Origin of the sequence: Actinomadura sp. 6N118 (assembly GCF_044326415.1) — a bacterium.
GTDB lineage: Bacteria > Actinomycetota > Actinomycetes > Streptosporangiales > Streptosporangiaceae > Spirillospora.
Genome location: NZ_JBIRAZ010000012.1, coordinates 181101 through 197436, shown reverse-complemented (window position 1 = coordinate 197436; position 16336 = coordinate 181101). Strand labels below are relative to the sequence as shown.

The 16336-nt window shown below is 70.5% G+C and carries 15 protein-coding genes; 6 read left to right on the top strand and 9 right to left on the bottom strand.

Going from position 1 to position 16336, the window contains the following annotated elements; translation table 11 throughout:
* Nucleotides 1-48: 48 nt before the first annotated feature.
* Nucleotides 49-786, bottom strand: coding sequence for an SDR family oxidoreductase (locus ACH34W_RS29745; RefSeq protein ID WP_395964422.1), 738 nt, complete (start codon nucleotides 784-786; stop codon nucleotides 49-51).
* Nucleotides 787-917: 131 nt separating this feature from the next.
* Between ACH34W_RS29745 and ACH34W_RS29740 the strand changes: the two genes are divergently transcribed.
* A complete protein-coding gene (locus ACH34W_RS29740) occupies nucleotides 918-1268 on the top strand; it encodes a winged helix-turn-helix transcriptional regulator (protein ID WP_395964421.1) in 351 nt (116 codons plus the stop codon).
* A gap of 48 nt (nucleotides 1269-1316) precedes the next feature.
* On the opposite strand, the gene ACH34W_RS29735 is transcribed toward ACH34W_RS29740, so the two are convergent.
* Nucleotides 1317-2264, bottom strand: a complete 948-nt coding sequence (locus ACH34W_RS29735; protein WP_395964419.1) for a S1C family serine protease — start codon at nucleotides 2262-2264, stop codon at nucleotides 1317-1319.
* Between the two features lie 285 nt (nucleotides 2265-2549).
* On the opposite strand from ACH34W_RS29735, the gene ACH34W_RS29730 reads away from it, so the two are divergent.
* From ACH34W_RS29730 to ACH34W_RS29715, 4 genes are all read left to right on the top strand, one after another.
* Nucleotides 2550-3671, top strand: a complete 1122-nt coding sequence (locus tag ACH34W_RS29730; RefSeq protein WP_395964418.1) for a sensor histidine kinase — start codon at nucleotides 2550-2552, stop codon at nucleotides 3669-3671.
* Between the two features lie 16 nt (nucleotides 3672-3687).
* The gene (locus ACH34W_RS29725) at nucleotides 3688-4359 is read left to right on the top strand and encodes a response regulator (RefSeq protein ID WP_395964417.1); all 672 of its coding nucleotides are present in this window, start codon (nucleotides 3688-3690) and stop codon (nucleotides 4357-4359) included.
* Nucleotides 4360-4513: 154 nt separating this feature from the next.
* The gene (locus ACH34W_RS29720; RefSeq protein WP_395964416.1) at nucleotides 4514-5290 is read left to right on the top strand and encodes an ABC transporter ATP-binding protein; all 777 of its coding nucleotides are present in this window, start codon (nucleotides 4514-4516) and stop codon (nucleotides 5288-5290) included.
* Entirely contained in the window at nucleotides 5260-7713 is a 2454-nt protein-coding gene (locus ACH34W_RS29715) for an FtsX-like permease family protein (protein ID WP_395964415.1), read from the top strand. The genes ACH34W_RS29720 and ACH34W_RS29715 overlap by 31 nt, the downstream gene beginning before the upstream one ends.
* Nucleotides 7714-7729: 16 nt before the next feature.
* On the opposite strand, the gene ACH34W_RS29710 is transcribed toward ACH34W_RS29715, so the two are convergent.
* Both ACH34W_RS29710 and ACH34W_RS29705 read right to left on the bottom strand, forming a co-directional pair.
* Entirely contained in the window at nucleotides 7730-8278 is a 549-nt protein-coding gene (locus tag ACH34W_RS29710) for an SMI1/KNR4 family protein (RefSeq protein ID WP_395964414.1), read from the bottom strand.
* Between the two features lie 9 nt (nucleotides 8279-8287).
* A complete protein-coding gene (locus ACH34W_RS29705) occupies nucleotides 8288-9097 on the bottom strand; it encodes a hypothetical protein (RefSeq protein WP_395964413.1) in 810 nt (269 codons plus the stop codon).
* Nucleotides 9098-9573: 476 nt separating this feature from the next.
* Here ACH34W_RS29705 and ACH34W_RS29700 point away from each other — a divergent pair, with 476 nt between their 5' ends.
* On the top strand, nucleotides 9574-10920 hold the full coding sequence (locus ACH34W_RS29700; protein WP_395964412.1) for a GDSL-type esterase/lipase family protein: 1347 nt from the start codon (nucleotides 9574-9576) through the stop codon (nucleotides 10918-10920).
* A gap of 46 nt (nucleotides 10921-10966) precedes the next feature.
* Here ACH34W_RS29700 and ACH34W_RS29695 read toward each other — a convergent pair whose 3' ends face one another.
* The 5 genes from ACH34W_RS29695 to ACH34W_RS29675 form a co-directional block, all read right to left on the bottom strand.
* The gene (locus ACH34W_RS29695; protein WP_395964411.1) at nucleotides 10967-12016 is read right to left on the bottom strand and encodes a zinc-binding dehydrogenase; all 1050 of its coding nucleotides are present in this window, start codon (nucleotides 12014-12016) and stop codon (nucleotides 10967-10969) included.
* 70 nt (nucleotides 12017-12086) lie between these two features.
* On the bottom strand, nucleotides 12087-12872 hold the full coding sequence (locus tag ACH34W_RS29690; protein ID WP_395964410.1) for an ATP-binding cassette domain-containing protein: 786 nt from the start codon (nucleotides 12870-12872) through the stop codon (nucleotides 12087-12089).
* Nucleotides 12869-13906 carry an ABC transporter permease gene (locus ACH34W_RS29685; protein ID WP_395964409.1) on the bottom strand — a complete coding sequence of 346 codons (1038 nt, stop codon included), beginning with the start codon at nucleotides 13904-13906 and terminating at the stop codon, nucleotides 12869-12871. The genes ACH34W_RS29690 and ACH34W_RS29685 overlap by 4 nt, the downstream gene beginning before the upstream one ends.
* 7 nt (nucleotides 13907-13913) lie before the next feature.
* The gene (locus ACH34W_RS29680; protein ID WP_395964408.1) at nucleotides 13914-15056 is read right to left on the bottom strand and encodes a sugar ABC transporter substrate-binding protein; all 1143 of its coding nucleotides are present in this window, start codon (nucleotides 15054-15056) and stop codon (nucleotides 13914-13916) included.
* Nucleotides 15056-16282, bottom strand: coding sequence for an aldose epimerase family protein (locus tag ACH34W_RS29675; protein ID WP_395964407.1), 1227 nt, complete (start codon nucleotides 16280-16282; stop codon nucleotides 15056-15058). Before ACH34W_RS29675 ends, ACH34W_RS29680 begins: the two co-directional genes overlap by 1 nt.
* Nucleotides 16283-16336: the final 54 nt, after the last annotated feature.

Here is a 16336-nt window from a genome sequence, read left to right as displayed (position 1 = left end):
TGCCTACGCCGGGAGACTTTCCGTCGGCCCAGACATTGTTGAGGATGCCTACGGCTTCAGTAGCTGGAAGCCGCCGTCGATGGGGATGTGGGCGCCGGAGACGGCGTGGAAGCCATCGTCGGCAAGGGCGGCGATGAGGGCTGCGACGTCGTCCGGTTCGGTCACGCGGCCGAGTACCGAGTTCTTGGTGAGCAGCTTTTGGCGTTCCGGGGTTCGCGCGGCGGCGGACGCCTCGGTGCGGACCATGCCGGGGGCGACGGTGTTGACGGTGATGCCGTGGTGACCGGCCTCGGCCGCGACCTGCCTGGCGAAGGTGTTGAGTGCGGCCTTCGCGGTGGCGTGCGAGACAGCGGCCGGCATGGTCACGTCGGCGATCACGCTGGAGACGTACACGATCCGGCCGGACCGCTGCCGGCCCATCAGCGCGAGTGCCCGCTGGGTGACGTGGAAGACGGCCGCCAGTTCACCCATGACCTTCTCGGAGAAGTCCGCCCAGCTCATCACGCTAGGCGGAGCGAAGGTGGGCGCGATGTTGGCGTTGCAGACCAACAGGTCGAGCCGGGTGCAGGCGGCGACGAGGTCGGCCACCTGGGCGGGATTTCGGATGTCGGCCTGAATGGCCTCGGCCGTGCCTCCGGCCGACGCGATGTCCTGGACCACGGCTCGGGCCGCGGCCTCGTTGCGGTGGTAGTTGACGATCACGTGGTATCCGCGCCTGCCCAGCCGGGCCGCCGTCGCGGCGCCGATCCCGCGGCTCGCGCCGGTGATCAGAGCGACCTGGTTCATGTGCCACCTCCGTGTCGGGGTTCGTCGCCGCCGACCGTACGGAATGTGGCTTACTGTTGGTAAGGACGTACCTTTAGGTAAGCTCCTGAGCTGAAGGCCCGTTTCCAGATGAGGAGAAGGCGGTCAGGGGTATGAGTGACGTATTTCATGTCGACTGCCCGGCCCGTGCGGTCCTTGACCACGTCACCAGCCGGTGGGCCACGCTGATATTGACCGGCCTGCGCGACGGGCCCCTTCGGTTCTCAGAGCTCCGCGCCAAGATCGAGGGCATCAGCGAGAAGATGTTGTCCCAGACGCTGCGCACGCTGGTGGAGGACGGCCTTATCGTGCGGACGGTGCACCCATCCACACCGCCGACGGTCAGCTACGGCCTCACGCAGCTCGGCGAGGGCCTCACGGGGCTTCTGCACGAGCTGATGAGCTGGATCGGTGAGCATGCAGCCGAGGTCCAAGCCGCGCGGGAAGGCCTACGGGCACGTTGACGCGAGGCCAGCGCCGTGCCGACGGGGGGCGTGCTGGTCCAGATGGTGTTACTGGATGATGCGCTGTGCGATGGCGTTCGCGCGTTCCGCCGGAATGGCGAAGCCGATTCCGATCGAGCCCGACCCACCGCCGTCCGCCCCCTGTCCCAGCGTCGCGATGGCCGTGTTGACCCCGATGACCTGTCCGCGGGTGTTGACCAGTGGACCGCCGGAATTGCCGGGGTTGATCGACGCATCGGTCTGCACGGCCGCCTGGCGCCTGCCGTTGCCGAGAGACACCTGACGCTGGGCGGCGCTGACGATCCCGGACGTGACGGTCCCGGCCAGCCCGAGAGGCGAGCCCACCGCGAGCACCTGGTCGCCGACGCGCAGGCTCGAAGAACGGCCCATGACCAGCGGTGGCGGGCTCGCGGTCGTCCCGACCGACAGCACCGCGATGTCGTTGGCCGCGTCGGCTCCGACGAGACGCGCCGGGACGTTCGTGCGGTCCGGCAGCATGACGGCGAACGTCTGTCCGCCCTCCACTACGTGGGCGTTGGTCAGGATGTGGCCTTGACGGTCGATCGCGAAACCCGAGCCGGTCGAACGACCTGAACCGCCGCGTACGTTGATCGAGACCACGCTCTTCTGGACTCTCGCCGCCGCGCTCCGGAGGTCCCCGGTCTGCGTCACCGCGTCTGAGCCCGCCTCCGCCTCGACCGGGCGCCCCGTTCCCAAGAACTCCGCCTGCTTCGTTCCCACCAGGCCTGTGGCGACGGCGCCGCCGACACCCGCCACGGCACCGCTCAAAGCGGAGATCAAGGCAGCGGCGACGAGAATCCCACGAGATCCTTGATTTCGGCGCCGACCGGTCTCGCCCACATACGGGAACTGCGGGACCCGCGGGTCCCCGACCCGCGGGTCCCCCTGCCACGGGGCTTCGAGCGTGCGCGTAGCCGTACGAGCGCGATCACCCCAAGGGTCGTCGTGGTAACGGTAGGCCGGATCCAGGCTCACGTCGGCTCCTCAGCTCGTCGGCGAGAGTCACGCTCACCCAGCACTACGTGCAGGAGCAGCCCCAAGGGTCAACCAACGACAGAAGTCATCGGCTTTCCGGGGGCGATGACGTCACGGGCACCGCACTCGACCACATGTCGAAGAGGCGGCGGGCCGAGCCGCCGATCGGGCCGACCGCGTCTCGGAGGATCCGTGCGTCAGGGAGATGGGCGTTGTCGATTGCCGACACAGCCTGGCTGGCGAGCTCCCTGGATCCGGCCTGCGCGGCACCATAGAATCCCCGCCGTGAACGCCGCTCGCCTCGATGCGATCCTCGTCGCGGGGCTCGGGGGCGCGGCCGTCCTTCAGTTGGTGTCCGAGCACGCCTCACCGGTCGTATGGCTGGTCGCCGCCGCGGTGATCGCCCCGCTGGGCGTGCGGCGCAGGTTTCCCATCGCCGCCTGCCTCGCGGTGCTGGCCGCCGACGTGGGCATGTGGGCACTGGGGTGGCATCTGGTCGGCGACGCCGCAGCCGGCCTCGCCGTCTACAGCGGCGCCCGGTATGCCCGGTGGCCGAAATCGCTGGCCGCGCTCGCCGCCGCGCAACTCTGGGTCGGCGCCGTACTGCTGGCGGGGAACGTCGACGACTGGACCGACGTCCTCGGTGCGGCGCCCGTCATGGCCGGGATCTGGTGGCTCGGGGTCATGGTGCACCGCAACCGCCACCAGACGGCCCTGCTCCGGGCCCTGGCCGACCGGCTCCGGCATGAGCAGGCCGCGAACGCGCGGCGCGCCGTGGTCGAGGAACGTGCGCGCATCGCCCGGGAGCTGCACGACACGGTGAGCCACCACCTCACGGCGATCGCCGTCCAGGCCCACGCGTCGCGGCTGAGCGTGGCCGAGGAGCCGGAGTGGGCGGCGGGCGGGCTGGAGCACATCGCGCGTTCGGCCGGTGCGGCCCTGGACGACATGCGCCTGATGCTGGACCTGCTTCGCCCTGACGAGAACGACGCGCAGGCCCCCACGCTGGCCGATCTGGACGGGCTGTTCGCGGACGCGCGGCGCGCCGGGCTACGGCTCGAGACGGAGACCGGGCCGCCGCCGGCGGACCTGTCCGGCGCGGTACAGACGTCCGTCTACCGGGTCGTCCAGGAGTCCCTGACCAATGTGATCAAGCATGCCGGGGCGGTGGCCGTGCGGATCCGGCTGGCGTACGGCGCGGAGGAGGTCGTCGTGACCGTCGAGAACGATCCGGGCACCCCCGCAGGCGGCCCTGCGGGCGCCGTCCCGGGCGCGGGTGCCGGGCTCGCCGGGATGCGCGCCCGGGTGGCGGCGTTCGGCGGGCGGCTCACCGCCGGGCCCGGCCCGTCCGGCGGATTCCTGGTCAGCGCGGTCATTCCGGTGCGCGGCGGGGAGGCGCACCCGTGACCAGGGAGGCGCACCCGTGACCATCCGGGTGCTGGTAGCTGAGGACCAGGAGCTGGTCCGCGGCGGCCTGTGCCACATCATCGATCGCCAGGACGGGATGCGGGTGGTCGCCGAGGCGGCCGACGGCGAGCAGGCCGTCGCCGCCGCGCTCGGCCACCGGCCCGACGTCGTGCTGATGGACGTGCGCATGCCCGGCGTCGACGGCGTGGCCGCGCTGGAACGGCTGCGCCGCGCGGCGCCGGAGCCCTTCCCCGCAGTGATCATGCTCACCACGTTCGACCTGGATGAATACGTGCTCACCGCGCTGGCCGGCGGCGCGGCCGGCTACCTGCTCAAGTCGATCTCCCCGGAGACGCTCGCCGCGGCGGTCCGGACAGCCGCGGCCGGCGGCTCGGTGCTGTCCCCGGACGTGTCCGCCCGTCTGGCCGCCCGGCTGGCCGCGGCGGTCCCGGCGTCGTCGGGAGTCGCACCCGAACAGCTCGGCGGGCTCACCGACCTGGACCGCGAGGTCCTCGTCCTGGTCGCGCACGGGCTGTCCAACGCCCGGATCGCGGCGCGGCTGGGCTGCACCGAAGTCACCGTGAAGAGCCGTGTCGCCCGCGTACTGGGCAAGCTCGGCGTAGACAACCGGGTCCAGGCCGCGATGGTCGCGTATGAGAGCGGCATGGTGCGCCTCGGCCAGCCGTAGCACGGCACTGCCCCACCCGTAGCCCGGCCCTGCCGGTCGCAGCGCTGCGCAGCGCTGCGCTGCGCTGCGCTGCCCCAAGCCTTAGCACGGCACCTTAAGCGTCGTCGGCGGCGACGCTTTCGCCTCGTCCGATGCCATGCCGGAGGAGGAGGTGGTGATCAACCGGAGTTCCTACCGTTGCCTGGTGCGGCAACGATCTTCAGAACACGTGCTCCAGACGGACGCGCTCACCAAGGCATACGGCAGCGGTCCCGGCGCCGTCCACGCCCTGCGCGGCCTCTCCGTCGTCATCCCCGCCGGGACGTTCACCGCGGTGATGGGACCGTCGGGGTCCGGCAAGAGCACGTTCCTGCATTGCGCGGCGGGGCTCGACCGGCCCACGTCCGGCTCGGTGCTCCTGGGCGGAGTGGACCTGGCGGAGCTCAGCGAGGCCCGGCTCACCAAGCTCCGGCGGGACCGGATCGGGTTCGTCTTCCAGTCCTACAACCTGGTCTCGTCCCTGACCGTCTGGCAGAACGTCGGCCTGCCGCTACGGCTGGCCGGCAGGCGGATCGACCAGGAGTGGACCCGGGAGGTCCTCGCCCACGTCGGCCTGGCGGAACGGCTGGCCCACCGGCCCGACGAGCTCTCCGGCGGCCAGCGGCAGCGCGTCGCGATCGCCCGCACCCTGGTCGCACGGCCCGAGGTGATCTTCGCCGACGAGCCGACCGGCGCGCTCGACTCAGAGACCGGACGGGACGTCCTCGGCCTGCTCCGCACCGCCGTCGACACCTACCAGCAGACCATCGTCATGGTCACGCACGACCCGGTGGCCGCCGCTTACGCCGATCGGGTGCTCTTCCTCGCCGACGGGCGGCTCGCGGACACGCTGGACGCGCCGTCCGCCGAGCAGGTCGCGTCGTGGCTGGGCGGATTGGGGAGCCGATGCTGACCGTCGCGCTGTCCGCCCTGCGCACCCGGCTTCCCGGTCATCTGGGCTCGTGCGCCGCGGTCGCGCTCGCCGTCGCGATCATCGGGGCGTGCGGGCTGCTGTTCACCGCGACCGTGTCCGGCCCTCCGGGCGGCGACCGGTACGCCGCCGCCTCCGTGGTGGTCTCGGAGCGGCAGACCCTCGGTGAGGACCCAGTGGCCTTCCTCATCGGCGCCGACCGGGTGGCGGAGCGCCGCTACCTGCCCGCGTCCTCGGCCGCCCGGCTGGCCGGTGTGCCCGGCGTCCGGCGTGTGGTCGCCGACGTCTCGTTCTCCGCCCAGGTGGTCGGAGCCAGCGAGTCGACCGGACGGTCGTGGGAGGCCGCCACGCTCACCCCGTACACACTGGTCGCGGGCCGTCCGCCGGGACCGGGCGAGGTCGTCGTGGACCGCTCGCTGGCAGGCGGGCTGCGTGTCGGCTCCCAGGTCAGCGTGCTCACCAGCGGCGGCGTACAGCGGCTGCGGCTGGCCGGTCTCGCGATGGCGCCCTCCGGTGCGCGCCTCACCCCGGCGGTCTTCTTTCCCGAACGCGAGGCCGTTCGTCTGGCAGGAGACAGGGTGAGCGCGGTCGGCCTGTTCGCCGCGCCTGGGGTGAGCCCGAAGGACCTCGCCGCGCGAGTGGGCAAGGTGCTCCCCTCGTCCGACGTGCTGTACGGGGATGACCGCCGGGCGGCCGACCCCTCCCCGGTGACGTCCCAGTTCGCCCTGCTCCGGGTGGTGCTCTTCGCGATCGGTGGGAACGCCGCGTTCGTCGCCGTCTTCGTCATCGCGGCCACGTTCGCCTTCTCGGTGTTGCAGCGGCACAGGGACATCGCGCTGCTGCGGGCCATCGGCGCGACTCCCCGGCAGGTACGCACCATGATCGCTCTGGAGGCCACGGTCGTCTCGGTGGTGGGGGCGCTCGCGGGGGTGCCGCTCGCCGTGTGGCTCAGCGGCGTCATGGCGGGCGTCCTGCGGGACCGGGAGGTCGTCCCGGCGGAGTTCCGCGCCGGCACGTCGCCGCTGCCGCTCGTGATCGCCGTCCTGGCCGGTCTGGCGGTCACCCAGCTCGCCGTGTTCGCCGCGGCCCGCCGCGCCGCGCGCACCCGGGCCGTGGAGGCGATGCGGTCGGCCTCCGTGGACCGCCGGCCGGTGCCGCGCGGCAGGATGATCACCGGCCTCGTCGCGCTGGGCCTGGCGGTGCCGCTGGCCGTCGGGTCGGCCTCGGCGGGCGGCGAGACGGCGGCGGGCGCGGCCTTCGGACTCGCCATGATCTCCCTGGTGGGGGCGGCCCTGCTCGCCCCGCTCGCCGTGCGGCCGCTCGCCCGGCTCGCCGGCGCCCCGGTCGCGCGCCTCACCCGGGCCACCGGGCTGCTCGCCCAGGCCAACACCGCCGCAGGCGCGCGCCGGACGGCAGGCGCGGCCGTCCCGCTGATGCTGGCCGTCACGCTCGGCGCCACACTTCTGTCGACCCAAGCGACGAAAAGGGACGCCACACTGTCCGCCACAGCGGCGCGGATCCAAGCCGAAAGCGTCCTGGTCCCTGAGTCTGGGCCCGGTCTGCCGCCGTCCCTGGCCGCAGGGCTGCCCGGCGTGACAGCGGCGTCGCCGACCTTGCCTACGACGGTGTACGCCGGGCCTCCGGCCGAACGCGACCCCGTCCCGGCCTTGGGTGTGGATGCCGCCACCATCGGCCAGGTCATGGCCGTCCGCGCGGACCTGTCCGGCCTGCGCGGCCAGACGGTGGCCGTCAGCGACACCTTCGCAGCCGAGTACGGAATCGGCGGGACCCTCGACCTCACCCTCGGCGACGGCACGGCCTCCCGCCTGCGCGTGGCCGCGGTCTACCCGTCCGGCCTCGGGCTGGCCGACGTCCTGCTGCCCGCCGACCTGGTCACCGCCCACTCGACAGCCCGTCTTGCCGACGCCGTCTATCTGCGTCTCGCGCCGGGGGCGCGCCAGCCTGCCGCCCCGCCCGGGGCGCGCGTGCTGAGCGCGGCCGAGTACGTCCAACGCCTCGACGCCGCCCCCGACATCTCGGCCGTCGCCAACTACCTGCTCGTGGCCGTCATGCTCGCGTACATCGCGATCTCCATCGTCAACACGCTCGTGACGGCCACCCTCGAACGAGCCCCGGAATTCCGCCTGCTCCGCCTGCTGGGCGCGACCAGACGCCAGGTGCTCCGCATGGTCATCTGGGAGACCGTCATCGTGGCCACGCTGGGCGGGCTGATAGCTCTCGTGATCTCCGGTGTCGCCCTGGCCGGTGTGGCCCGGGGTCTGGGGCGCACTCTGCCTGCCGTACCGCTGGCTCCGTCCCTGGGGCTCCTCGTCGGCTGTGCCCTCCTGGCATTGTTGGCGACCACCGTCCCCGCCAATGCGATCCTCCGCCGCCCCATCCACTGAACGGCCGACTTGTGGCTCAGAAGAAGGACGGAGGGCGCTCCTGCGTGACCCATTGGTGCAGTTCCCGTTCTACAAGCTGCAGGAAATCGGGCAGGTCGTCGGCGATGTGGCGGAAGCCCCACGTGTCGGTTTTGTAGAGTCCGTTCGCGGTGTCGGTCAGCGGCGCCCTGAAGACCGGGCCGCCATGAGGGATGCCGAGGACGAACCTGGTGCCGCCACCGTCCCCGCCGAAGGCCAGCACGTCCATGTCGTAGGCGCCGGTTATCCGCCGCGGCACCTCGTCAGCCGTGACGTCAGCCAGCATCCTCGAAGGTGCAGTGATGAACAGCGCGTTCCAGAAGTCCGGGAGATGGACCTCCCCGACGGAAGCGTAAAACCGCCGCAGCGAATCGGGCAGGCGACCATCCAGCGCAACGGCGAGCGCTGCTAGATCGTCGGCTGGGGCAGGCACGCCGAGATGGTTGCCGGACGGCGGATAACCCATCTTGTCCTGGAATCCCCCGAGCAGCGACGCCATCGACGCCTCCACCGACCTGCGCCAGCCAACCAGATCGAGATCGTCCACCCGCGCACTCTAGACCCGCGGTGGTGGGAGGAGATCTGAGGCGTTGTCGCGGCCCGCCGGCCAGAACACCGGCTCGTCGAGACCGGGGTAGCGATGGTTCTGGATCAGTGCCTGGGTGGCAGGCAGGAGGAGATGTTGTTGCAGGGCCAGCGCGCCGGTCACATTGGCGTGGGGGAACCTGGCCGGGTTGACCACAACCGACACCATGATGCGGTGGAACATTTCATCGCCGTAGAGCACCGGGCGCAGCGGCAGCGCGTTGTTGCGCTGCCAGACAAGGAACGGTGTCAGGCCCCACAGGCTGTAGCCCCGCTGTTGGGCGGCTGCGCGCATGGCCGCTTCCGGGGACAGGCCGGTGTCGTCGTACCAGCCGGTCCTGTCCGGGCCGCCTGCGGCGTTCCACAGGATGTCGACGAGGTAGCCCAGTCCCGGCGAGGCGGGGCGGATGAAGGGCGCACGCGCGGCGGCGATGCGGCCGAACGCCGCTACGGGATCGGTAAGCCCCGCCACCCCGGCCGGGTCGCTCTCGTGCATGATGAATGCGCTGGCGTTGAACAACACAGTGCGTGGCCACTGCCCGAGGCCCTCGGTGATGAATGCCTGGGCGTCATCGTGCCCGAGGTGGGAGAAGACCAGGTCGGCCTCGCCGGCGCGGGCCTTCTCATAGACGTCTTCCCCGATGTGCACCTCAACGCGCCGCCTGGTGCGCGCTTGGAACGAAGCAAGCAGCCGGGGCAGGAGGCCTCCGTCCTGGACGGTCTTGACGCTGGCGAGGCGGATGGTCTTCCTAGCCGCAGTGCGCGCGCCCGAGCTCCTCACCGACGCTTCCGCGTTGCCTGTCATGCCCGCTGTGCCCGCCATGGCCAGTGCGAGCAGACCACCGGCTTGTACCGCATCCCGCCGCGAGACTTGTCGCGAGCGATGTTGTCCATCTGCCTCTTCTGGAGTGTGCATCAGCGTCCCCTCGTCGGTCCCGGTCAGTGGCGGGGGGCAGGCGGTAGGTGCGGCGGCAGGATGGCTCTGGTGGCAGGTTGACGTTAATTCCGAAACGCGTAACTGAACAGGCCGCCGCCGCTTTCGGACTTACTGCGGAGCTGGAACCAAGGGTCCTCTGGCCGGGGATTCATGGGACATCTCGGCCGGAAGCGGCCAGGGGTGGGTTTGGACTGGTGGGGGTGATTTATCCCCAAAAGGGAGGTATTGCCAGATGGTTTCGTTGGTGCCATCTTCCGGGTACGACGCTGCCAGTTGACGCTGGCGCAGTTATAGACGTTCCACTCCGCCTGGAGGCCCCCATGCGGACGTCCCGAGCCGCGATCACCATGCTCGTCGTCCTGTGCGGTCTGCTCGTCGTGCCGGACTCCGCGTTCGCCGCGACCGGGTCCGCCGCCTGCACCGAGGGCGGCGTCACCTGGCGCGTCGACTACAACACCGCCGACGGGCCGTACGGCACGGTGGCCACCGTCACCGGGCTGAAGAAGATCGATGCGTCCGGCGAGAGCGACGCCGGCTCGCAGCAGTGGGAGCTGCGCTGGGACAACCTGCCCGGCGAATGGCCCCCGCCCGGGCAGTCCGCCCTGATGGGGCCACACCACACGCTCAAGGGCGATCTCGCCGCGATCGACGATCAGCCGGTCGCCACGTACCTGTCGCCCCGGCTGGTCACGCCGGACGGCGCCTGCCAGGTCTACATCGCCCCGTTCGCCAACCGGCGCGGCACCGCGACCTCGCCGCGGGTGCCGGTGCTCGGCGACAGCCTGCTGCAGTCGCTGAACGACAACTCCTACAACCAGAACGCCCTCCAGGGATACGTCGAGGGCAACCTCAACGACATCGGCATCCGAACCGAAGTCGAGGGGCAGGGAGGACGCCGCTGGACCCCTGCCAAGAACACGGCTGGTCTCGCCAAGGCCGATAGCTATTTGCTGGATGAGTTCCGCGGTCTGCTTGAGCACGATCCCGACGGCTTCGTGGTGGCGCTCGGTGCCAACGACGCGCTCTACATCGCGACCGCCCCGACCGACGCGGAACGCACGGCACGGCTGGAGGAGGTCCGGAACGCCCTGATCGAGGTCGTACGCGAGATGTCCGCGCGTACCGGCTGCCTGGTCGCCGTCACCGCGCCCGAGCACGCCAACACCTACGACCCCGACTACCCGGCCGCCGCGCTGGAGCTCAACAACGTCCTCCGATGGATCGCCGCGTCCAACCCCACAGACTCAATGGAGCTGGTCGACTTCGCCGCCCGCGCCAAGACCCACCGCAAGAACGACCCGGCGCCGTGGTTCGACTCCGACGACCTGCACCTGAACACGGCCGGACGGCTCGTCTACACCGCCACGATGTCCGAGGCCGCCCGCAAGTGCGCTGACAGCTCGGTGCTCTACGGCGCGTCCGGCACGTTCGACGGCGGCGAGGTCTCCTACCGCGCCATCGACCGGGCCGCCGCAGGTGACCAGCAGATCCAGATATCCGTCGACGGCACCGCCCGGGGAACCACCACGATCCCTTCCAACGACGCCCTCCAGACCGTGACAGGCCCGACCCTCGCCCTCACCGAAGGGAGGCACACCATCCGTCTCTCCACCCCCGACGGCCACCACGGCTGGCAGCTCGACTGGACCGCCTTCACCCGCCGCTGACCGGACCATCTTCTGTTCATGCGACCTTCTGTTCATGCGACAGCGTCTACTGGGGGTCGCTTTCTGGGCGTAGAAGCACTTTGCCTACGTCGACGCCGTCGTCATCGTGGCCCTCGGCGACCAGCTTCAGCGCTTCTTCGAAGTCCGCCAGCTCCAGTTCGTGGCTGATCAGCAGGCCCGGCCGCAGCAGCCCGGCGCGGAACATCCGTACGGTGTGCAGCCAGGCGGCCGACGGCGCGCCGAAGACGCTCCCGACGGAGAGCTGCCCCTCGACGATCAGGCTGGGCGGCAGCCCCTCGGAGGGGCCGCCGGGGATGCCGGCGAGCACGAGCCGGCCACCTCGGCGCAGCATCTCCGCGGCTGAACGCGCCGAGCCGCGAACGCCCGCCGTCTCCACGACGACGTCGAACGCAGGGCCCAGGGCGGCCGCCTCTTCCGGCGTGCTCAGGCCGGTCGCGCCGGAGCCCCGCGCGGGTGCGGTCCGGCCCACGCGGGGCTCGACCACCAGCAGCTCCGCCGGGGAGTACGCGGCGAGCACCTGGACGGCGAGCAGGCCGAGCGTGCCGCCGCCGACGACCGCCACCCGCTCCCCCGGCCGGATGGCGGTTCGCAGCACGGCCGCGACGGCCACCGCGGCGGGTTCCAGCAGGGCTGCCGCCCGCAGATCAGTGCCGGGCGGCAGCGGATGGAGCAGCCGGGCAGGCAGAACGAGATGGTCGGCGAAGGCGCCCGGCTGGGTGAAGCCGGTCTCGTCGTATCCCGTTGTGCACAGGTTCGTGTCGCCCTCACGGCAGCGCTCGCAGATCTGGCAGTTGCGATAGCCCTCGCCGACGACGGGCGATCCGGTGAGGTCGGGGTCCGTTCCGGGCCCGGTCGCCTCGACGATCCCGGACCACTCGTGGCCGGGCACGATCGGGTACGACCTGAATCCTTCGGGACGCGTTCCCTCGTACAACTCCCGGTCACTGCCGCAGACCCCGGCGGCCGAGACGCGGACGAGCGCCTCGCCCCGTCCCGGCCGCGGGACCTCTCCCGCGACGAGCCGCATCTGGTGAGGCGTCTCAAGCACGACCGAACGCGACACGGGACGGGTCATGGCACCGGCTCCGGTCCGCATGGCCGACGGTCGGCGAGCCTAGAGACGATCACGGACATGGTGACGTTCACTAGGTGCCGCCGTTGCGCGCCGCGCGGTATTCGGCGACCACGAGGTCGGTGAGCTCCTGCAAGGAGGTGTCGGCGGTCGCCTTGTCGAAGGTGATCTGGCCGTGCTGCAGCAGGTTGATCCGGTCGCACACCTCCAGGACCTGCGCGTAGTTGTGGGCGATGATGATGATCGACACCTCGCCGCGCGCCTTGAGGTCCCGGACGAGGTCGAGGATGAGCGCCCCCTCCTTCGCTCCCATGGCGGCCAGGGGTTCGTCGAGCAGCAGGATCTTGGCGTCGGAGTAGACCGAGCGGGCGACCGCGATGGCCTGGCGCTGGCCTCCGGACAGCTTGGCCACCTCGGCGTCGACGGAGGGGATGCGCACCCCCAGCTCGTCCAGGTGTTGCCGGGCGAGCCGCCGCATGGCGCGGTTGCTGAGCAGCGGCCAGCGCACCACCTCCCGGTTGAGGAACATGTTGTGGTAGACGGTCAGCTCGTCGATCAGGGCCAGATCCTGGTAGACGGTGTCGATGCCGAGCGAGCGCGCGTGGTCCACCGACTTGATCGTCACCTCGTCGCCGTTCACCCTGATCCGGCCCGAGTCCGGCCGGTGGAAGCCGCTGAGGATTTTGATCAGGGTCGACTTGCCCGCCCCGTTGTCGCCGATCAGGCCGAGGACCTCGCCCTTGCCCAGGCGCAGGCTCACGTCGGTCAGCGCCGCCACGGCGCCGAACCGCTTGGCGATGTGGTCGACCTGCAGGGCCGGCGTGCCCGTCGCGTCCTGCAGGTCCGGTGTGTCCGTCACGTTCTGCCCGCCCTCCTCAGCCTGGCGAGGTGCACGTTGAGGATCATCGAGATGATGATCGCCGCGCCGAGGATCAGGTTGAACGGGTTCGCGCTGATCCCGATGAGGTTGAAGCCGTTCTGCAACTCCGCCAGCACCAACGCGCCGAGCAGGGCGCCGATGACCGTTCCCGAGCCCCCGGCCAGCGCGGTGCCGCCGATCACGGCCGCGGACACGGCGAAGAACATGGCGCCGGTGCCGCCCGAGCTGGGATCGATCGTCTGCGTGCGGAACGCCTCGAGGATCCCGGCGAGCGCGGCCAGCCCACCCATGATCATGAAGTTGCCGACCTTGATGCGGCCGGTACGGATGCCGGCCTCGCTGGCCCCGTGCGGGTTGCCGCCGACCGCGATCGTGTGGAGCCCCCACCGGGTGCGGGTCAGCACCACATGGAAGAACGCGACGATCGCCAGGCACCAGATCAGGTCCGCCCAGTCCGCCCGCCCGAACCACGACGCCAGGCTCTCCGCGGCGGCGGGGATCTCCGCCGGGTAGGCGTGCGAGGTGGTGAGGGTGATGCCCTGGATGAGGAAGAGAGACCCGAGCGTCGCGACGAACGACGGCACCCTCAATACCACCACCACGAGCCCGTTGCACAGGCCGATGAACGCACCGGCGAGCAAGGACAGCGCGATGGCGATGATCGGGTACACCCCGTAGAAGTCGATCGCGTAGTGCATCAGGAACGGCGACAGCGTGAAGACCATCCCGGCCGACAGGTCGATCTCGCCGCTGACGAGCAGGAGCACCTCACCGACGGCGAGGATCGCGTACGGCGCCATGCTCTGCGAGATGTTGACCAGGTTGTCGTGGCTGAGGAACACCGACTTGGAGTACTGGAAGTAGACGACCAGACCGAGGGCCACGACGAGGATCGTGGCCTCGCGGCGCATCATGAACCCGTCGAAGGCGACCCGGAGTACCCCGTGCACCCGGCGTCCGGGTGCACGTGGTGCGTCGGCCGTCTCCGTCTTGCTGCCGATCGTGTCGCTCATGGCCGGATCACTTGTGCGGGATCGGGCCGGACCGGTTGAGGAGTTGCTGCTTGGTGCTCGACCCCTCGTACCTGGTCTTGGTCGTCAGGTACGGATCCACGTTGTCCTTGGTCACGAACAGCAGCCCGGTGTTGGTTTCGGGCGGAGCGATCAGACCGCCGGTGAGCTTGTACATCCAGAGGTACAGGACGGGCAGGAAGCCCTGCTGGTAGGGCTGCTGGTCGATGGTGAAGTCCAGGTTCCCCCCCTTGATCGCGGTCAGCGTGGCCGGGTTGAGGTCGAACCCGCCGGCGGCGACGCCCTTGCCCTTGAGCTTGTACTTGGCCACGACCTTGCCGATGGCCTCCGTCGAGCCGGCGTCGACCGCGAACATTCCCTTGAGGTTCTGATGCCCCTGGGCGTAGGCGTCGATGGTGGACAGTTCCTTGGGAAGCTCGGCCCCGCTCGCCACGTCCCTGAAGTTGATCGACTTTCCGGAGGCCTTGATCGCGTCCTTGGCGCCGTCGATGCGGGGCTGGATGTTGAGCGAGCCCGGGGTGGCGATGAAGCCGACCGCGTCCCCGCCCGTCATCAGCCCGGCGATGCGCGTACCGAGCTGGTAGCCGGAGAGGTACAGGTCCTGCCCGATGTAGGCCAGCCGGTTGGTCCCCGGGTCACCGCGCGCTCCGTCGGCGTTGTAGGAGACCACGGGGATGCCCGCGTTCAGGGCGTTGTCCACCGGCTGCTTGAACGCGGTCTTGTCGACGACCGCCACCGCGAGCCCGTCGGCCTTGGCGGAGATCGCCGCGTTGGTCGCGCTGATCATCTCCGGCACCACCGACTCCTTCGAGCCCGTCCACTGGAACTCGCAGCCGAGCAGCGCGCACGCGTCCTGGGCGCCGTATTGCGTCGCGGTGAAGAACGGGTTGGTGGTGACGTGGTTGACGAACACGAACTTCCATTTGGGCGTCTTGGGGAAGTCGCCGGCGCCCGCACCACCGGCCGTGTCATCGCTGGTGGACTTGTTGTCCGACGAGCACGCCGCGAGGAGTGCCGAGGCCGCGGCGGTGGCGCTCACCAGCCCCGCGCCGCTGAGCAGCCGCCGGCGTGCCACGTCGCTCAGGCCGAGCGTCTCGACGGCCTCTTCGACATTGGGATCGATCTTCTTCATCACGAACCTTCCGTGGAGAACGCGTAGACCGTCGCGGTCCGGTAGGTCTGGCCGGGACGCAGGACCGTGGAGGGGAACTGCGGCTGGTTGGGCGAGTCGGGGAAGTGCTGGGTCTCCAGCGCGAAGCCGTCGCCCTGCCGGTACGCCCGGCCGCTGGTCCCGTAGAGGGTGCCGTCGAGGAAGTTGCCCGAGTAGAACTGGATGCCGGGCTGGTCGGAGTACATCGAGAGCACCCGGCCGCTGTCCTGCTCGCTGACCCGCGCGTGGAGCCGGAGCCCGGACCCGTCGACGACGTAGTTGTGGTCGTAGCCCTGCCCGTACACCAGTTGCTGGTGCCCGTCGCGGATCCGCGCGCCGATGGCCGTGGAACGCGTGAAGTCCAGCGGGGTGCCGGCCACAGGAGCGAGCCGGCCGGTCGGGATCAGCGTCGAGTCGACCGGCGTGTAGCGGCTCGCGTTCAGCCGGAGCCGGTGGTCGTAGATGGTGCCCGACCCCTCACCGGCGAGGTTGAAGTACGAATGGTTGGTCAGGTTGACGACCGTCGCCCTGTCAGTGGTCGCCCGGTAGTCGATGCGCAACGCCGAGCCGGAGAGGGAGTAGGTCGCGGTTGTCTTCAGGGTCCCGGGATAGCCCATGTCGAGGTGCGGGCTGGTGAGGTCGAGCCGGAGCGACACGGTGTCCTGGCTCTGCGCCGGGGTGGCCGTCCAGACCTTGGTGTCGAATCCCTTCGTGCCGCCGTGCAGGCTGTTGGGATCGTTGTTGATCGGCAGGCTGTACGTCACGCCGTCGAGGGTGAACGTGCCCCTGGCGATGCGGTTGGCGTACCGGCCGATCAGCGCGCCGAAGTAGGGGCCGGGGTTGTTGTGGGCCACGTAGTCGTCGAGCGTGCGGAAGCCCAGCGCCACATTGGTGGTCCGGCCGCGCCGGTCAGGCGTCTCGAGCGTCTGCACGATCCCGCCGTACGTGATGATCCGGACGCGCACCTTGCCGCTGGTGAGGGTGTAGCGCCAGACCTTGGTGCCGTCAGCGAGGGTGCCGAAGAGATCCTTCTGGATCGTCGGCCGGCCTCCCTTGGTACCGGCGGGCGCGGTATCGGCGGGCGCCGTACCGGTGGGCGCGGCGGAGGCCACCGAGCCGAGCCCAGTGGCCGAGACCGCGAGCACGGCGGCCGCGAAGAGCCGACCGGACGTACGGATGGGCGAGGACCGTGCTGAGCGCCTGAGCATGGGCATTCCCTTCCTGGGAGGACGGTTGCGCTGGCATGCCCCGATGGTGGTGCG

Excerpts from the sequence above, each read along its gene's own strand:
- ACH34W_RS29745 (WP_395964422.1), bottom strand. The coding sequence starts at position 786 with ATGAACCAGGTCGCTCTGATCACCGGCGCGAGCCGCGGGATCGGCGCC.
- ACH34W_RS29740 (WP_395964421.1), top strand. The coding sequence starts at position 918 with ATGAGTGACGTATTTCATGTCGACTGCCCGGCCCGTGCGGTCCTTGAC.
- ACH34W_RS29700 (WP_395964412.1), top strand. The coding sequence starts at position 9,574 with ATGCGGACGTCCCGAGCCGCGATCACCATGCTCGTCGTCCTGTGCGGT.
- ACH34W_RS29695 (WP_395964411.1), bottom strand. The coding sequence starts at position 12,016 with ATGACCCGTCCCGTGTCGCGTTCGGTCGTGCTTGAGACGCCTCACCAG.
- ACH34W_RS29685 (WP_395964409.1), bottom strand. The coding sequence starts at position 13,906 with ATGAGCGACACGATCGGCAGCAAGACGGAGACGGCCGACGCACCACGT.
- ACH34W_RS29680 (WP_395964408.1), bottom strand. The coding sequence starts at position 15,056 with ATGAAGAAGATCGATCCCAATGTCGAAGAGGCCGTCGAGACGCTCGGC.
- ACH34W_RS29675 (WP_395964407.1), bottom strand. The coding sequence starts at position 16,282 with ATGCTCAGGCGCTCAGCACGGTCCTCGCCCATCCGTACGTCCGGTCGG.